Below are 15158 nucleotides of genomic sequence, written 5' to 3'. Positions count from 1 at the left end.
CCAGGCTGAACAGTCGTCAGTTTTCCCAGTCCGACCACAGCGTGCGGTACGGGCCGTCACGGGCGATGAGCTGATCATGAGTGCCGTCCTGCACGATCGCACCAGCGGACATGACCAAGACCCGATCGGCGTCCTGCGCAATGCGCAGCCGGTGCGCAATGGTGATGATGGTACTTCCGAAGAGGAGCTGCCGGACCGCTGTTTCGAGATGGCGAGCGGTGAGCGGATCGAACTGCGCCGTTGCCTCGTCCAAAACGACCACCTGCGGTTTCGCCAACACCATGCGCGCCAACGAAAGCTGCTGTTCCTCGACAGGAGTCAGCGGCCGTGGTCCTTCCGCAATCGGCCGGTCCAACATGAAAGTGTTCAGCAGGCTCGCCGCGCCTACTGCTGCCAGAACCTCAGCGAGGTTCTCGTCGTTAGCCGTCGGCGCGGCAATGCGCAGGTTGTCGGCAACACTGCCACTGAATACGAAAGAGTGTTGCGAGAGCATTCCCACCGTTCGACGCACTACCTCGGAGGGCAATTCCGCCAGCGGAACGTCGCCGTACCGAACACCCCCGGATCGAGGGGCATCGAGTCCCGAGATCACCCGTCCCAAGGTAGTTTTCCCAGCGCCTGACGGCCCGACGATGGCAACTCGCTGACCGGCGGGGACCGTCAGCGTGATGCCTTTCAGTACGTCACGGACCGACCCGCGGGATGGATCGCAGGGATACGAAAAGAACACTTCCGACACGATGAGATCGGCAGTGGTGTCGACGGAAGTGCGACCGTCGATATTGTGGCTTTCCAGTACCTTTCCGGAGGCACTGCTGTGAACAAATCCCTGCAAGCCCAAGATGCGAGCGAACGCCGCCCCGCCTACCTGGAGTTGATTCTGATGGGCGAGCACGGTGTCGATGTGAACAGCCAAATTCTGCGCGTACAAAGCTCCGGCCGTCACTGCAGCAAGTGGCGTTGCATCGTGGAGGTAAGCAATCCCGCCGAGTAGCAGCACCGTGGCAATCGGAACAGTGCGACCGAAATCGGCGATCACCCAGAAGGTCGACTGCAATCGCAAAACGCCCCGTTCAGCATCGCGGACGTCGTTGCAGGCGTCGACGATCCGCCTGTCCCACCACGACCCCCAGCCGTGCCGAGCCAAGGTGGGGGCTCCGGCACCGGACTCTGCCAATACCTGCGTCGCGACAGCCTTTGCAGCTTGGTTCGCCAGGAAGGCGGGGCGGGATCTACGCAGGAACCAACGGGTCACGGGAATCAAGATCGGCAGGCACAGCAGAAACGCAACGAGATATTTCCACCCGAGTAGGACCATCGCACCGAGCGTCATCACCATCATCAGAGAGGTGACGATCACCGCGGGCAACGAATTACGAGTGCCCCGCACCAATGCATCGATATCCCTGGTCACCCGGCTGAGTAGTTCGCCGACAGGAATCGCTTCCACCGTCGCCAACGGTGCCGCGAGGACCGACCTGATGGCGTCCTCCCGGAGTTCTGCCGCGATCGTCTCGGCCAGCGCGCCGGACAGGTACGTGGCCAACCACAGCGTGACGGCCTCGATCGCCAACGCGGCCAGCATCCAGCCTGCGATCGCCCACACTCGATCGGTCCCGTTCCGAACCTGATCCACCACCAGGCCGAGGAGGTAGGGCGACAGCAGTCCAGCCGCCACCGACGCGGCGTACGCCAACAGCGACGCCAGCGCCATGCTCCGATGCCGACGCAGAATGAAGACAGCTGCGCGGCGGACCTCGGACCGATCCGCAACAGGAATCACCGATGCGGGCACTACGCTTCACCTCGCAGCCGGCGGACCAGCCCTCGATATTCCGGCAATTGCAGAAGGTCTCGGTGCGTGCCCACAGCGGCGACGTCGTCTCCTGCACCCCCGAGCACGACGACTCGGTCGGCGTGCACCAGATGCGGGACACTGTGTGTCAGAACGACTGTCGTCCGGCCGGCACGCAGTTCACGGATACGCGACACGACGGCGGACTCGGTAGAGACATCCAACGCAGCCGTGGGATCCACCAGAACAAGCACCTCGGGTGCAGTACTCAGCGCCCTGGCAAGCCGCAGGCGCTGCCGCTCGCCGCCCGAAAACTCCATCGCACCTGCAGTCATGTCACTATCGACGCCATCCGGAAGGGCCGCGAGTATGTCGGATGCCATCGCGGCTGCCACCGCCGAAGGTTGCCGCTCGACGTCCTCGAACCCGTTGTCGCCCAGACCGTCACATGGTGGAGTAAGTACTTCACGCAACGTTCCGGAGAACAAATAATCTTCGGTGCCCACGATCTGAACCGTCTGGTGCCGACCAAAGGTGGCATTGGCGAGTTCGAGGCTGGTGGCGTGCCAGTCGCGCACATCCAACGACGTCACGCCCGTGTATGCGCCTGGGGTGATCGACGCGCCGATTACCGACTCGAGCCGCTTCAACGCTGCAGGGAAGTCCTGCTGACGAACTGCGGGTGTATGACTGATGGGATTGTCGGCCAACCATTCTTCGATTCGCTGTTGCGAAATGACGCCGGCTGCCCTGAGCTGACGAGCCCGCATGATGTAGTTCAGCGGATTGCTCAGAAATACGGTGTACCCGTATGCGGTGACGACGTTGCCCACCGTGATCGTGCCCGACAGCGCCAGCTTCGCACCGACGGCGACAGTGACGATCTTATAGATTCCCGACACCACCCCTCGGAATGCCGACGCTTGCGCATCGGCTTTCGAAAGATCGGTTCCGGATCGCTGAAGCGCCTGAGACGACGCAGCATAACGCTGTAGAAAGGTCTGCGCAGCGCCCAAACCTCGGATTACCCTGGCACCACCACCGATGTCTCGGGCAACCTGCGTCAGGTCGTCACTTCGTTTGCGTTGCGTCACCTGACGACGCCGATAGTTCAGCAGCACAACATCGTTCGATATCAGTGCGATGACCGCACCGACCAGGATTACCAGGCCGAGCTGCCACGACGTGGCCAGCATGGCGCCCCCGACCAACAGCACCGCGATCAGCCCGCCGATGCCGCGAGCGAGTGCGGAAACCCCGTTGGCGACGCTGCTGATATCCACCATGCCGAGGTTGACGGCGCTGTATGCCGATGGTGCAACTCCCAGGTTGGACGTCCGCCTCGACAGCACACGCATGAGCGAGACTTCGCACTCGACACGGAGGAGCATGCTGGTGCGTTCTTCGGCAAGTATCGCCACCGCGCCACCGGCGGCGATCGCCAAAAGCACGGCACAACGGTGCACGATGTCCGTGACGGTCGTACTCGACGCAACAATTGCGTCGATGGTGTTGCCGATCCACCATGGAGTTAGCGCGAAGAACAGCATCCAGCAGCAGGCGAAAGAAGTCGCCAGTGTCAGTCGCCGCAGAATATGGACACCATCGAACACGGCAAAAGACGATCCGGGTATCAGGCGCCCGAGACACCGCTTCCGGTGGTGCATGGCTGCGCTGTCGCCGGTCTTTGCCTCGTAGTCTGAACTGCCCGTGACGCACCCGCCGATCTGCTCGAACGGACCAAATCCTTCCCAGCATTCAACATACGCCATCAACTCTGCTCAGCCTGCTACCGCCGATCGCGTCGACTCGCAGCCAAGCGTCACGAAATCGATACGTGCAAAGCCTAATTGGCGACAAAACACCCAATTGTCGATAACCGCCCAGTGAGCGCAAACCTCATATTCCACGCCGACGCGATCGGTCTTGTTTGTCGTTGTTCGCCGAATACACAGCTGCGCCGAGCCGATTCGACTACCAGCGATCGACGTGCAGCACCGTCTCGATCGGATCCCGCGGAGCGATCTTGAACGTCTCACCCGTGTAGTACGCCGTTGGAATGAGCGCACCCTGGTGGAATCCCTCGGGGATGCCGAGTAGCTCGGAGATCTCGGCTTCCTTCGCGAGATGGATTGTCGTCCAGGCCGTTCCGAGGCCACGAGCGCGTGCGGCCAATGCGTAGTTCCACACAGCAGGTAGCAGCGAACCCCACAGTCCCGCTTGGTTTCCTGCCGGAAGCGTCTTGCCGGCCTGGATGCACGGAATCAGCAGCACCGGAACTTCACCCATGTGCTCGCCGAGCCATCCGGCACTGTCTCCGACGCGCTTCTGCACCGAGGCACGTTCCGGATCGTCGGCGAACAAGGCCGAAGCGGAATGCTTCGATGCCTGATACTCGGCGAACAGTTCGCCGTAGATCGCACCGATGCGGGCACGAAGATCAGGATCGGTGACGACGACCCACTGCCACCCCTGCTTGTTCGAGCCGGACGGTGCCTGCAGCGCGATCTCGAGACATTCCTTGATCAGCTCAATCGGCACCGGCCGCGTCAGGTCCAGGCGCTTGCGGACGGTGCGCGTCGTGGTCAGCAGTTCGTCGGGAGTCAGATCGACAATCGGGAAGGAAGTCACCTCTCGATCATGCACCATGCGGTCACCTCTGGGCCCGATCGACCAGTTCCTCGTTCGCAGCGTCCCACTGCGCGGCCATGGACCTGCCCCCGTGCCCGTCACCCTCGTCGACGATGAGTGTCGATCCGGGCCACTTCCGGTGCAGACGCCACGCAGTGAGGGCGGGTCCGGATACGTCGCGTCGGCCGTGGATCAGGACGCCCGGGACATCGCGTAGACCGCCGGCACGATCGAGGAGAGGCGGATCGCAGAACCCGTCGTGCGACCAGTAGTGCGCCGTCAGCCGCACGAAGGGCCAGCCGGAATTGGTCATCCTCCCACCTGGGATCGCGTCTGATACAGCCGGTGCCGATCGAAATGTGGACGTCTTCCCACAATGCCCATTCTCGGGATGCACTGTCGCGCAGTGCAAGGTCGGATGAATTCAACAGACGGTCGTAGGCGTCGACGATTCGACCGTGCCCGCGGCCATAGCCGACGCCGGCCTGCTCGGCGAAGGTAGCGAAACGATCCCACGCCTCGGGGAAGATCGCGCCGACGCCCTCGGTGATCCAGTCGACCTCTTCACGACCGGTCGTAGTGACGGCGCACAAGACAATGCCGAGGACACGCGTCGGATGTGCAAGGGCGTAGGCGACGGCGAGGGTTGATCCCCAGGACGCGCCGTTGACGATCCAGGCGTCGATGCCGAGGTGATCACGCAGGGCTTCGATATCGGCGATCAGGTGCGCAGTGGTGTTGGTAGCCAACGACGTCGAGGGATCCGACGCGTGCGGAGTGGACCGTCCGCACCCGCGCTGCTCGAATCCGACTGCGCGAACACGGGACAGGTCGAAGTGTCGACGAAACTGACTGGCGTTCAGGGTCCCGCCTGGTCCGCCGTGCAGGTAGACCGCCGGGACGCCGTCGGACGGACCCCGTTGCTCCCAGTAGATGCGTTGACCATCCCCTACATCCAACATTCCGTGCAGTGTCGGCTCGTCCTCCAGTGTCATGACGCCATCACATCATTCGAGAGGCAGCATCTGGCGGATCACTGCCCACGCGGAGGCGTCGACCCACGAGGGGTTGGATTGCTGCGGCGATCGAAACACCTCGAGCATCGACAGCTCCTCGATGGACCGAATATCCGACGCGAGGATCGGCTCATCGAACAGAGTGATGTTGGTCGAGACCTTCCACTGCGGGCCGGGGACCGGGGTGCCGGTCAACCGACCCGCACCCCAGATCCCGCGTCGCGGATGGCTACTGACCCAGAACAGCACGGGTTGCCCGGGTGCCATCAGACGCGTTCGGTAGTTGTCGGCGACGCACCAGTGCTCGTGAGCACGTCCGGCTTCGACCATCGGTGCCAGATCGGTCTTGTGCGGATTGCACTTGATCACCCACGCACCGAGCGTGTGGTCGGTAATCGCCCGTACGGTCACCGCAGCCAGCGTACCGAGCGTCAGGCCACTGCGTCGTTACCCTGAGCTGCCGAGACCACCAAATTGCTTGCCGTCAGAGCTGTTCCACCCTTGACGGCGTCGATCCACTGACCTGTCGACGCTACCGCCGCGAAGTTCGACTGAAGGAGCACCATCAGAGCCTTGTGCAGTTGCTCGGCCGAGACGGTGCCCGCCTCGTTGGAGAGGTTGATCGCGCCGGTGGCGTCGGACAGGATCTCGACGGTCAGGTCCAGCGCCTCGGCGTCGGCACTGGAGGCGAGGTCGCAGTTGTTGGTCATGTAGCCGACGATCGTGACAGTGTCGATGTTGTTGCCCTGCAACCACTTCGCGACGCCGGTTCCAGCGAACACGCTGCTGTACTTCTTCTCGACCCGCTCGAAGGACGGCTGCACGACGGCCTGAATATCGGGGTGCAGCTCGTATGTCGGGGTGCCCTTCACGAAGGCCGGTGCGCCCTCGGGCATCTCGTGCTGCACGATCGCAACGGGAAGTTCCTGCGCCACAGCCGCTTCGATGGCGCGGACGATGTTGGCCAACGACTCGTCTCGCGGCGGGTACTGGATCTGCAGCACTCCCTCGAAGTACTCCTGCTGGACGTCGATGACGATGAGTGCCCTGCGCGGTGCGGTCATGCTGTTCTCCCTCAGTGGACGTTCTCGGTCGCTTCTCATCCTCCGGTGCACACCTTGCGTTCACGAGTGGCACGGATGCATACTTTCGATGGATTTGCGCCAACGTTCGAGATCGGAGTCGGCCATGCGCATCGCGCTCTATGTGTTCGATGGCATCACGATGTTCCACCTCGCTGCGCCGTTGATGGTGTTCGGCGAGGTGACCCGACTCGGGCTCGCCGCGGACTGGGTGACGCGAGTGTGGTCCGACGAAGCCGGTTCGATCCGCACCGAGGAGGGGTTTCCGGTCGGTGAGATCGCAGGGCCCGATACCGTCGCCTGGGCCGATATCGTCATCGTGACATCGTGGCCGGAGTCGTTGCCTCACATAGGCACTGACTTCTCGAACGCACTCCGCAGAGCACATACGCGAGGCGCAGAGATCGCGGGCCTGTGCCTCGGTTCGTTCGCCGTCGCAGACACCGGGCTACTCGCAGGCCGCCCCGCAGTCACACACTGGACCAAGATGACCGAGCTGCGGGAGCGAAATGCACACGCCGGCGTCGACGAGTCGGTTCTCTACATCGACCACGGAGACGTGATGACCTCTGCGGGAACCGCGTCATCGATCGATTCCTGTCTGCACATAGTCCGCAAGCACCTCGGTTCGGCTGCCGCCACGCGTGTGGCGCGCAGCCTGGTGGTCGCACCCCATCGCGACGGTGGTCAGGCGCAGTACATCGAACGGCCGGTCATCGCGGCATCCGGCGATACCGCGATAGCCGACGTACAGAGCTGGGCACTCGAGCGACTCGACGAGCCCATGCCCATCGAGCGACTGGCCGAACACGCGCGCATGAGCCGACGCAGCTTCATCCGTCAGTTCCAGCTCGAGACGGGGTCCACGCCGGCCCGCTGGGTGTTGGACAAACGACTCGAGGAAGCGCGAAGCCTGCTCGAAACGACCGATCGCAGTATCGAGAACATCGCTGCCCTGTGCGGATTCGGCAGCACCGTCACTCTGCGTCAGAACTTCCGCTCGGCATTCGCGGTGACACCGACGGCATATCGACGGCAATTCGCCGTCGGTTGTGCGCCCACAGGTGCGGTCGACAGGCAAGGATGAGCGACGTGATCCTGTGGATAGTTGCCGGAGTAGAGCTCGCCGCCATCATCGCACTCGGTGTGGTCCTGATCGTCTCGCGCCGAAAGTTGAAGCACACGCGCCGAGCACTCGACCGCGCTCTCGAATCCCAGCAACGCCGTAAGCGACGCGGCCTGGTTCCCTTCGCTATCAGAACCGCCTTCCACACCACGGACTTGCTCATCAACAAGGGCTTCGGCGCAACGGTCCGCAACTCAGTCGAGGATCTCGCCGGCTGGGCGAAGGTGGAACGCCCCGATCTGGCACGCATGACCGCCGACGGCGACATCGTGGTGATGTTCTCCGACATCGAGGGGTCGACCGCACGCAACGAGGAACTGGGCGACCGCGGCTGGGTGAAACTGCTCGAGAAGCACAACAAGCTGATCCGCAAACACGTCGACGACCACGGCGGTCACGTGGTGAAGAGCCAGGGCGACGGATACATGATCGCTTTCTCCGACCCAGCGCAGGCGGTGCGCTGCGGAGTGAAGGTGCAGGAAGCGCTCTTGGAGAACCCCGATCGGTGGGACCGCATCCGCGTCCGCATGGGCGTGCACGTGGGCAGTTCGGTGCGACGCGGCGACGACCTCTTCGGACTCAACGTGGCCATGGCAGCACGCGTCGCAGGACAGGCCGATGGCGGTGAGATTTTGGTCAGCGAACCGGTGCGCAATGCAATCGGCGCGGCGCATGATCTGAGTCTCGGAACGCCCCGCGACGTCGAACTCAAGGGAATGAGCGGAAGTTTCCAGTTGTATCCGGTGACGCTGCCGGTGTTGCCGGCTGCCGAGGTCGCCCTGAACGAATGAACGCGCCATTCAGTACGTCTGAGCGCGTGAAAGTCGCATTGATCCCAACCGGGGCGGGCTGTGGACCGAATGTTGTTGCACCCCAATACGAATGAATGGCCCATTCACAACGTCTGAGCGCGTGAATGGACCATTCATTTGATGGGGGTGAGCCAGAAAGAACTACTGCTTCGCCGACTCCAGAGCCTCGTTGAAGGTCTTGGACGGACGCATCACAGCGGCGGTGGCTTCAGGGTCGGGGTAGTAGTAGCCGCCGATGTCGACTGCCTTGCCCTGGACCTCGTTGAGCTCGGCGACGATCTTCTCTTCGTTGTCGGCCAGCGTCTTGGCCAGCGCAGCGAAGTGCTTGGCCAGCTCGGTGTCCTCGGTCTGCTCGGCCAGTTCCTGCGCCCAGTACAGCGCGAGGTAGAACTGGCTGCCACGGTTGTCGAGTTCACCGGTCGAACGCGACGGGCCCTTGCTGTTCTCGAGCAGCTTGCCGGTGGCGGAGTCGAGTGCCTTGGCCAGGATGGTCGCCTTGACGTCGCCGGTCTTGGTGCCGAGGTCTTCGAGGCTGACTGCCAGAGCCAGGAATTCACCCAGCGAATCCCAGCGCAGGTGGTTCTCCTCGATGAGCTGCTTGACGTGCTTGGGAGCCGAGCCACCCGCGCCCGTCTCGTACAGTCCGCCGCCTGCCATCAGAGGAACGATGGAGAGCATCTTGGCGCTGGTGCCGAGTTCGAGGATCGGGAACAAGTCGGTGAGGTAGTCACGCAGGATGTTGCCGGTGGCCGAGATGGTGTCGAGTCCGCGGACCAGACGCTCCATCGTGTACCGGATGGCCCGAACCTGCGACATGATCTGGATGTCGAGGCCCTCGGTGTCGTGATCCTTCAGGTACTTGCGCACCTTGCCGATGAGCTCGTTCTCGTGCGGGCGGTACGGGTCGAGCCAGAAGACGACCGGCATTCCGGATTCACGCGCACGCGTCACGGCGAGCTTGACCCAGTCCTGGATCGGAGCGTCCTTGACGATGCACAGACGCCAGATGTCGCCCTCTTCGACGGTCTGCGTGAGCAGCACCTCGCCGGTGGCGATATCAGTGATGTTGGCGACGCCTGCCTTCGGTACCTCGAAGGTCTTGTCGTGCGAGCCGTACTCCTCGGCCTTCTGCGCCATCAAGCCGACGTTGGGAACGGTGCCCATCGTCGTCGGATCGAACTGGCCGTTGGTCTTGCAGAAGTTCACCATCTCCTGGTAGATCCGGGAGAAGGTCGACTCGGGGTTCACGGCCTTGGTGTCCTTGGGACGACCGTCCGCTCCCCACATCTTGCCGCCGGCGCGGATCATCGCGGGCATCGATGCGTCGACGATCACGTCGCTGGGCGAGTGGAAGTTCGAGATGCCGCGAGCGGAGTCGACCATCGCAAGCTCCGGACGGGTCTCGTGACACTTGTGCAGGTCTTCGATGATCTCGTCGCGCTTGGACGCCGGGAGCGTCTCGATCTTGGTGTACAGATCGGACAGGCCGTTGTTGACGTTGACGCCGAGCTCTTCGAAGATCTCGTTGTGCTTGGCGAACGCGTCCTTGTAGAACACGCGGACGGCATGGCCGAAGACGATCGGGTGCGAAACTCGCATCATCGTCGCCTTGACGTGCAGCGAAAGCATGACGCCGGTCTCGTAGGCGTCCTGCATCTCGGCCTCGTAGAAATCGAGAAGCGCCTTCTTGCTCATGAACATCGAGTCGATGACGTCACCGTCGGTGAGCGAGACCTTCTCCTTGAGCACGATCGGCTCGCCGTCGGCGGGCAGCAGCTCCATCTTGATCTCGCGGTCGCCGTCGACCACGGTCGACTTCTCACCGTGGTAGAAATCGCCCTCGCGCATGTGCGCGACGTGGGTGCGTGACGCCATCGACCACTCGGTCATGCTGTGCGGGTGCTTGCGCGCGAATTCCTTCACGGCCTTGGGCGCGCGGCGATCCGAGTTTCCTTCACGCAGAACAGGATTGACCGCGCTGCCGAGGCACTTGGTGTACCGGTCGCGGATCTCGCGCTCTTCGTCGGTCTTCGGGTTGCCGGGGAAGTCGGGGATCGCGTAGCCCTTGTCCTGTAGCTCCTTGACGGCAGCGAGCAACTGCGGCACGGAAGCGCTGATGTTCGGCAGCTTGATGATGTTGGTCTCGGGCAGCTGCGTCAGCTTGCCCAGCTCGGCGAGGTTGTCGGTCACTCGCTGGTCTTCGTTCAGGTAATCGGGGAACTCGGCGAGGATGCGATTGGCAACGGAGATGTCACTCGACTCGACGTTGATCTCGGCCGCGCTGGCGAAAGAACGTATGACCGGCAGAAACGCGTGAGTCGCCAACATGGGCGCCTCGTCGGTCAGGGTGTAAATGATGGTCGGCTTCTTCGCTGTCATGTTTCGCCTTTGCCTCAGTTTCAACGTCGTCTTTTGGATGCGTCCAACCTCGACTTTAATGGTCGAATCTGCTGCTGTGCGGGGCAGTGGGGTATCACTCCATCCACGCGCCGAAGTTACTGACCAGTAGCAGTTCTGCAGGTCGGCAGACCCACCTCCCCAGGCCCGGATCGACCGGCATGGCGCACCGGTACAAAAAGATGGCCGATTTTTACAATCGAGACATCGCACTGGGCGGGCACCATGGAGCGCACACCCCCACGACCGCCGCCGTGAACCGGGCGCACGCAAATCCACGAGAAAGAATTCCTCCGACAACAGGCTAGGCAAAAGTACCGCTGCACCGGCCGAAACCGACTTTCCGTAACCCGATTATCCGGGATGCACATTACCGATAGAACGCCGCATATCTGCCGAAAAACACGAGCAGGGTGCGGCTTTTGCATATCCTTTTCACGAAAGCCCAATCCCGACGCTGGACCACCAATCATGTTGCACCACATGATGTTCGGTGATCCGTTCTCCCTCACTACCCACTGGAAGTACCGGTGAGGTGATGGAAACGCAATGGATTCAGCGTTTAATGGACGCGACACAAGTCGAGTTTAGATTTCCGTCCATGACAAGAAATCGAATGATCTTCAATGCATTCCAGATGAATACCGTCTCGCACACCTATCACGGTCTGTGGCGCAATCCGAAAACCACCCAGGTGCACTTCGACACCCTCGACACGTGGGTCGACCTCGCCAAGACGCTCGAACGCGGCAAGTACGACGCCCTCTTCCTGGCGGACGTTGTCGGGATCGATCCCGCGTACGAGGGCAAGTGGAACGCGTACATCGAGGAGGGGCTGCACATGCCCTGTCACGACCCGGCTGCTCTCTGCGCTGCCCTCATCGGGGCAACCGACAACCTCGGACTCACGTTCACCAGCTCGATCCTCACCGAGCACCCCTTCAGCTTCGCTCGCAAGATGTCGACGATGGACCACCTGAGCAAGGGGCGAATCGGGTGGAACATCGTCACCAGCGCCACCCACTCGGCCGCGCAGAACTTCGGCTTCGACAAGATCGTCGAGCACGACGAGCGATACCGCTGGGCAGACGAGTACATGAAGGTCGTCTACAAGCTGTGGGAAGGATCGTGGGACGACGGCGCGGTGCTCGCAGATCGCGAAGCCGGGGTCTACGCCGATGCCGACAAGATTCACCGGATCTACCACCAGGGAGAGCGTTACAAGGTCCTCGGCCCACACATGGCGTCCCCGTCCCCGCAGCGCACACCGGTCATGTATCAAGCCGGATCGTCGAAAGTGGGACGTGAGTTCGCATCTCGTCATGCCGAGGCCACGTTCGTCGTCTATCCCACGATCGAGGGAGCTCGCAAGGGAATCGCCGAGCAGCGCAAGGAAACGGTGGCCGCCGGCCGCAACGCCGGTGACCTCAAGTTCATCCAGGGCTTCTCGTTCGTCGTCGGCTCCACCGAGGAAGAGGCCTGGCGCAAGTCCGCCGAAATCGACGAGGACATCAGCTATCGGGGCTTGGCCGCACACATCGGCCGCGACATGGGCATCGATGTGTCCGGCTTGGACCCGGACATGCCGATCGAACAGACCTCCATGTCCGGAGTGCAGGGATACGCCCGCATGTTCGAGGACTCCAACAACGGACAGAAGGCCAAGGTCTCCGATCTCGTCGGGGCCCTGTCGTACGCCAGCCGCATGGTGGGCACCCCCGAGCAGATCGCGGATCAGCTCAAGCAGTGGCAGGACGCGGGCGTGGACGGCGTCAACCAGATCATCCAGTACTTCCCACAGTCGGCGGAGGACTTCGTCGACTACGTCATCCCGGTGCTGCAGGAACGTGGACTCGCGCAGAAGGAATACGGATCCGGCACGTTGCGCGAACGCATGTTCCCGGAGATCGGCCCTCAGCTCCCCGATCGGCACGCAGCCGCCAAGTACCGAGGAGCCTTCGTGCGCGACGCCGAGGTCAGTGGCACGGGCGGAACACACGTCGACTGGGTCACCGCCGGCGTCTGACACGTCGCCGCAGCTCTCACACATCGCTCTGCAGGACGGGGGATGGCCGCACTCGGCGGCCATCCCCCGCTCGACCAGTCACCTTCAGCACTCAGAACGGCGGTCACACATGACTCGGATGGCAACACCACCCTCACTCTCACTCGTCGACGTCTCCGACGACACGAGCCTGCTTCGGAAGACATTCGCGCTGTTCCCGTCGGGCATCGTCATGCTGTCGGCCGTCATCGACGACGTGCCCGTCGGTCTCGTGGCCTCCTCCTTTCAGGTAGGGATCTCCGCCGACCCACCCCTCGTGCTGTTCGCCGTGCAGCACACCTCGACCACCTGGCCGAAGCTGCGCAGATCGCCGCGCCTCGGGGTGTCGGTGCTCAGTGGACTCCATCGATCCTCGATCGGTCAGCTTTCCTCGAAGTCCGGAGATCGATTCGACGGGATCGACTCGTTCACCTCCGAGACCGACGCGCACTTCATCGGCGGTGCCGCAGCGCACCTCGAGTGCAGCATTCACAGCGAGATTCGAGCCGGCGACCACGACGTCGTGCTGATGGAGGTGCACCGCATGGGCAGCGATCCGAACACCGAACCCCTCGTATGGCACGGATCCACCCTGCGGTCCCTGACCCCACCCGAACCCACTCACTGACCTCGACGCGAACGGACCCCTCATGCTCACCACGAATATGGTTGTCGCACTGTCTCTCACACCGACCGACCAGTCGGACCCACGGTGGCTGACCGACCCACCCGCCGCCGAGACCGTTCGCATCCGGGCAGATGACCTCGCCACGGCTCAGCTCGCCCGAGCACGCCTGCGCGCGGCGCACAGCGACCACGGGTGCCCGGCAGATGCGCCGTCGGTCGTTCTCGACGTCGCGGTTCACGTAGCGCACGACGCGAGAACAGCGCGCACGGAATTGGCCGACGCACGAGTCCACGTCCCCAGGACCGTCTGTTACATCGGCACACCGTCGGGTCTGGCCGGACTCATCGCCGACCTCGAGGCAGCACACGTGGCAGACGGGGTGACGATCGTTCCCCTGCTCGACACTCATCGTGCCGAGCTCGAACGCTGTCTTCTCGACGAGGTCCTGCCGATGCTGCACACCGAGGCAGCCCACTGCGAATCGACGTACCGCAGAACGGCCTGACGCACGACGACCGCCACGGTCGAGGTTGTTACGCCGGGGAAATACAGCCGTCAATCACGCGATCTACCGTCGAGCGGTCTGATCGCCGACACCGGGAGGAGGGCCCACGTGCCGTACTGGTCCACGTCCGGGCTGAGCCCCCAGGAACAGGTGAGCTACTGGGGTGACGTGGTGTGCGAGGCATTCACACCGTTGACCCCCCATCGAGGCCGTTCGCAACGGGACCGCAGCTCCGTACCCGACGGCGTCCCGGGCTGGGTCGACTCGCAGGAACTGGCCGTGATCAACTGCGCCGAAATATCATCGGTCACACAGGTTCTCGCACACGGTCGACGTGAAGTCGCGCGAGCGCCATTGGACGCCGTATTCGTCAACCTGCAACTGGAAGGGACCTGCCTAGCCGAGCAGGACGATCGTCGCTCGCTGATCACCCCCGGCTCGATCACCGTCTTCGACACCACCCGCCCCTACCGGATGGAGTATCGCGAACCGGAGGGCAGCGATATGTGGAAGGTGCTCTCGTTTCGCATTCCGCGGCAATTGTGGAATCCCGACCGAGTGACGGGAAGCTGCATCGACACCACGGCGGGTGCGGGCGCGCTGGTGGGAACGATGATGTCGGTGTTGTGGAAAGAGAGTACGACGCTGGACCCCGTCGCCCTCGCGACACTCGATCGATCGTTCGTCGACGTGCTGACCGCGGTGGCCGGATCGACGACGACCACCCGCGATTCGGAGACACGCGACAACGCCACCCGAATGATGCTGCGCCACTACATCCGCACCGCCCTACCGTCCGGCCGCGTCAGCGCCGACGCCGCAGCGCGCGAGGCGATGATCTCGACCCGCACGATGTACCGCCTACTGAACGCAGCCGGCACCACCTTCTCCGAATGCGTGCGCCACGAACGCATGAACGGCGCGATACGAGACATCCTCACTGCCGATCCCGCGGTCACTCTGGGCGAGATCGCTGCCCGGTGGGGCTTCTACGACAGCTCGCATCTGACGCGTACATTCCGCCGTCAATTCGATTGCACGCCCATGGAGTACCGGACGCGTCACCGCGACGGCGGGCCTCGCGCCCCTTCCTGACCACTGACGGAGCATCCGATTTGCCCG

General features: G+C 62.9%; 13 protein-coding genes. 6 read left to right on the top strand and 7 right to left on the bottom strand.

The window, feature by feature from the left end; translation table 11 throughout:
* Positions 1 to 16 precede the first annotated feature (16 nt).
* The 6 genes from BH93_RS09130 to BH93_RS09105 all read right to left on the bottom strand — a co-directional run bounded on the left by BH93_RS09130 (position 17) and on the right by BH93_RS09105 (position 6506).
* Positions 17 to 1795: an ABC transporter ATP-binding protein gene (locus BH93_RS09130; protein WP_052064792.1), complete on the bottom strand. Its 1779-nt coding sequence runs from the start codon at positions 1793 to 1795 to the stop codon at positions 17 to 19.
* Positions 1795 to 3408 carry an ABC transporter transmembrane domain-containing protein gene (locus BH93_RS09125; RefSeq protein ID WP_165712672.1) on the bottom strand — a complete coding sequence of 538 codons (1614 nt, stop codon included), beginning with the start codon at positions 3406 to 3408 and terminating at the stop codon, positions 1795 to 1797. Before BH93_RS09125 ends, BH93_RS09130 begins: the two co-directional genes overlap by 1 nt.
* A gap of 361 nt (positions 3409 to 3769) precedes the next feature.
* Positions 3770 to 4426, bottom strand: coding sequence for a nitroreductase family protein (locus BH93_RS09120; protein WP_037171388.1), 657 nt, complete (start codon positions 4424 to 4426; stop codon positions 3770 to 3772).
* 98 nt (positions 4427 to 4524) lie between these two features.
* Positions 4525 to 5421 (bottom strand): alpha/beta fold hydrolase, encoded by an 897-nt coding sequence (locus BH93_RS09115; protein ID WP_242459165.1) that lies wholly within the window; start codon positions 5419 to 5421, stop codon positions 4525 to 4527.
* Between the two features lie 12 nt (positions 5422 to 5433).
* Positions 5434 to 5853: an EVE domain-containing protein gene (locus BH93_RS09110; RefSeq protein WP_242459164.1), complete on the bottom strand. Its 420-nt coding sequence runs from the start codon at positions 5851 to 5853 to the stop codon at positions 5434 to 5436.
* Between the two features lie 20 nt (positions 5854 to 5873).
* Positions 5874 to 6506 (bottom strand): isochorismatase family protein, encoded by a 633-nt coding sequence (locus BH93_RS09105; protein WP_037171239.1) that lies wholly within the window; start codon positions 6504 to 6506, stop codon positions 5874 to 5876.
* Positions 6507 to 6630: 124 nt separating this feature from the next.
* On the opposite strand from BH93_RS09105, the gene BH93_RS09100 reads away from it, so the two are divergent.
* Entirely contained in the window at positions 6631 to 7611 is a 981-nt protein-coding gene (locus BH93_RS09100) for a GlxA family transcriptional regulator (RefSeq protein WP_037171238.1), read from the top strand.
* The gene (locus BH93_RS09095; RefSeq protein ID WP_037171237.1) at positions 7608 to 8441 is read left to right on the top strand and encodes an adenylate/guanylate cyclase domain-containing protein; all 834 of its coding nucleotides are present in this window, start codon (positions 7608 to 7610) and stop codon (positions 8439 to 8441) included. The genes BH93_RS09100 and BH93_RS09095 overlap by 4 nt, the downstream gene beginning before the upstream one ends.
* A gap of 162 nt (positions 8442 to 8603) precedes the next feature.
* Here the strand turns inward: BH93_RS09095 and BH93_RS09090 are convergent, their stop codons facing one another.
* Positions 8604 to 10841: an NADP-dependent isocitrate dehydrogenase gene (locus BH93_RS09090; RefSeq protein WP_037171236.1), complete on the bottom strand. Its 2238-nt coding sequence runs from the start codon at positions 10839 to 10841 to the stop codon at positions 8604 to 8606.
* Positions 10842 to 11460: 619 nt separating this feature from the next.
* Between BH93_RS09090 and BH93_RS09085 the strand changes: the two genes are divergently transcribed.
* The 4 genes from BH93_RS09085 (at position 11461) to BH93_RS09070 (ending at position 15131) form a co-directional block, all read left to right on the top strand.
* Positions 11461 to 12885, top strand: coding sequence for an NtaA/DmoA family FMN-dependent monooxygenase (locus tag BH93_RS09085; protein WP_052064791.1), 1425 nt, complete (start codon positions 11461 to 11463; stop codon positions 12883 to 12885).
* 118 nt (positions 12886 to 13003) lie between these two features.
* Positions 13004 to 13531 carry a flavin reductase family protein gene (locus BH93_RS09080; protein ID WP_037171384.1) on the top strand — a complete coding sequence of 176 codons (528 nt, stop codon included), beginning with the start codon at positions 13004 to 13006 and terminating at the stop codon, positions 13529 to 13531.
* Positions 13532 to 13553: 22 nt separating this feature from the next.
* Positions 13554 to 14036: a hypothetical protein gene (locus tag BH93_RS09075; protein ID WP_052064790.1), complete on the top strand. Its 483-nt coding sequence runs from the start codon at positions 13554 to 13556 to the stop codon at positions 14034 to 14036.
* Positions 14037 to 14144: 108 nt separating this feature from the next.
* A complete protein-coding gene (locus tag BH93_RS09070) occupies positions 14145 to 15131 on the top strand; it encodes a helix-turn-helix domain-containing protein (protein ID WP_242459163.1) in 987 nt (328 codons plus the stop codon).
* Positions 15132 to 15158: the final 27 nt, after the last annotated feature.

The organism is Rhodococcoides fascians A25f (assembly GCF_000760935.2).
Taxonomy (GTDB): domain Bacteria; phylum Actinomycetota; class Actinomycetes; order Mycobacteriales; family Mycobacteriaceae; genus Rhodococcoides.
The sequence above is the reverse complement of the archived record's forward strand: the minus strand, read 5'-3'. Positions and strand labels throughout refer to the sequence as shown.

Bases quoted from the DNA above. Each gene is read 5' to 3' on its own strand.
- BH93_RS09100 (WP_037171238.1), top strand. From the start codon at position 6,631: ATGCGCATCGCGCTCTATGTGTTCGATGGCATCACGATGTTCCACCTC.
- BH93_RS09085 (WP_052064791.1), top strand. From the start codon at position 11,461: ATGACAAGAAATCGAATGATCTTCAATGCATTCCAGATGAATACCGTC.
- BH93_RS09095 (WP_037171237.1), top strand. From the start codon at position 7,608: ATGAGCGACGTGATCCTGTGGATAGTTGCCGGAGTAGAGCTCGCCGCC.
- BH93_RS09080 (WP_037171384.1), top strand. From the start codon at position 13,004: ATGGCAACACCACCCTCACTCTCACTCGTCGACGTCTCCGACGACACG.
- BH93_RS09090 (WP_037171236.1), bottom strand. From the start codon at position 10,841: ATGACAGCGAAGAAGCCGACCATCATTTACACCCTGACCGACGAGGCG.
- BH93_RS09075 (WP_052064790.1), top strand. From the start codon at position 13,554: ATGCTCACCACGAATATGGTTGTCGCACTGTCTCTCACACCGACCGAC.
- BH93_RS09115 (WP_242459165.1), bottom strand. From the start codon at position 5,421: ATGACACTGGAGGACGAGCCGACACTGCACGGAATGTTGGATGTAGGG.
- BH93_RS09105 (WP_037171239.1), bottom strand. From the start codon at position 6,506: ATGACCGCACCGCGCAGGGCACTCATCGTCATCGACGTCCAGCAGGAG.